The 2,060-nt window shown below is 50.5% G+C and carries 1 protein-coding gene and 1 tRNA gene; both read left to right on the forward strand.

Features of this window, described 5'->3' with window-relative positions; genetic code table 11:
• Positions 1 to 207: 207 nt before the first annotated feature.
• Positions 208 to 294, forward strand: a tRNA-Leu gene (locus KJA68_RS08325).
• A 382-nt stretch (positions 295 to 676) separates the two neighbouring features.
• A complete protein-coding gene (locus tag KJA68_RS08330; protein ID WP_213036477.1) occupies positions 677 to 1,576 on the forward strand; it encodes a DUF2971 domain-containing protein in 900 nt (299 codons plus the stop codon).
• Positions 1,577 to 2,060 lie beyond the last annotated feature (484 nt).

The following is a 2,060-nucleotide window of genomic DNA, read 5'->3' on the forward strand; positions in this document are numbered from 1 at the left end:
CTTAAAGAGGGCTTTGTTGTTTGTGCAGATTAAATTGCTATTTTTAGTATAAGCATGCGTGTTGCACGCGGGTGTGCCGGATTGGATTTTCAGCACCAACCCGGCAGCAACTGAACTCCCGTAGTTCGGGAGGCTCCCGGGTTACTGCGACCAGACCTTTGCTTCTTGATGAAATGCCCCTATTCATGGATAATGCAGGTCTTACTGGCCGGGATGGCGGAATTGGTAGACGCGCCGGACTCAAAATCCGGTGCTGGAGACAGTGTGAGGGTTCGAGTCCCTCTCCCGGCACCAGTTTTCTGGAAACCAATGCAAGCCCCATGCAAGCTGAAGCTATCAGATGATTGAATTATGCCACCATTGATTATGGTGGCTTTTTTTTGCCCTTTAATTTTCCGGAGCCAGGTTTCTTGATAGGCAGCATATTGCTTGCGCGAAAAATGCAGGAATGGATCACCCCGCCCTTTTGTGAGGATGTACCCATTTTGGGTTGAAAATCAGGCCGAGTGTAGTCAGTGCAGGTCAGGGGGAGATTGCCCGGTAAGCCCAGGGAAACTATTCATTGTTTTGTGGAGTTATTGGATGCAGTGAACCGAATCAAGCAAAGCCATGTTCTAGATAGCAGCAATGGAGGCACAGAAATTGCCCATTTCACGCACTTCCGACGCTGGAAAAAATGCTTCCAGCCAAGCAGGGGGAACGGTTCCCGCCCCCGAATCATCATTTCAGGCTATATAACGCCGAGTATCTGAACGACCCGCATGAGGGATGCCGGATTTTCCAGCACATGAAGGGTCATCGTATATATGATGAGCTGTACCGAATGCTGTTCAACAAGCTGGACACGGAATCGGCCGTCACTTTCCTGCATGAAGACCTGGCGGTGTATATCTCTTCCTGCACGTTGCGTTCCGACCGCCTCGATTTATGGCGGGCCTATGGGAATAACGGGGATGGCATGTGCATCATCACGCCGTTGTCGGCATTTGAGGACAACAGGGGGCCATCATATGCGCTTGGGGAGTATCTAAAGGAGTTGCGCAAGCCGGAAGGAGGCATGCTGGAGGAGATGGGCAAGGAAAAGGCAGAGGAGGCAGCCAGGGGAGCCGGTCGGCAATTGTCACAAACCGTGCCCCGATTGCTTTATCGGGTTAAATACACAAAGGCAGAAGTTAATGCAGCCATTCAGGATTTGCGGAAGCCATTGCAGGAGATCGCAAATTTTATGCAAAAGGTGCGTAAGGAACCGAAGCGTAATGCAATTCGGAAGTGCGTGATTTTCCTGATGAGTGACATTTTTTACTTGTATAAGAATGAGGAATACCGGAACGAGGAAGAAGTCCGGCTGGTGTTCGTCGCCACGATAGACCACCCGATGCTGGAGCTGGACGAGCAGAATCCGGGCAGGCTGTTCCTGCGAACCGATGGTTTTCTGTTCGATCAGCCGGGAAGCCGGATCATCATTGGCCCGAGGGTAAAGGAAAAAAGGGCGGTTGATCTGAACCTGAAATATCGCCTGAACCGGCATGGGTTCAAGGATACCCGGGTGATGCAAAGCAAGGTGGCCTACCGCTAGCATGCCCCTGGAGGGATGCTTGCCGCGTCTAAATGGATGCGGTTATCAGATAAAGGGTCTGCGTACTATGCAGACCCTTTTTGCATCATGAAGTTGATTTGCGGAATGATTCTGCGGAACGGTTTGCAGAACGCATTAAGTGTATGATCCAAGGGGAGACCGCATATTGTTTAATCCCACGCCAGCGCCTCACTTGTAATGATAACCCACCATGAAGGCATGGTTTTCCTTTTACACCGTCATTTGCCACGGTGTTGCACTGGGTGTTATTCTCGCATGTGTAAATAATATTGGGTTTTGCTGTATCTCTCGAAATTTATCTTGACGCTGCCGCAAGGCAGTTTCATCTCCTCTGGTGATAAATCAAGCGCGGCCATCTTATTGCTTCGGCCTCATGAAGTCTCAACCGGCGGCATATTTGACCCTGGGATCCTGAAAGAAGCTCATCACCCGCTCGGGTGATTTCTCTAACATGGCCATGTGC

Source organism: Candidatus Nitrotoga fabula (assembly GCF_905221025.1).
Classification (GTDB): domain Bacteria; phylum Pseudomonadota; class Gammaproteobacteria; order Burkholderiales; family Gallionellaceae; genus Nitrotoga; species Nitrotoga fabula.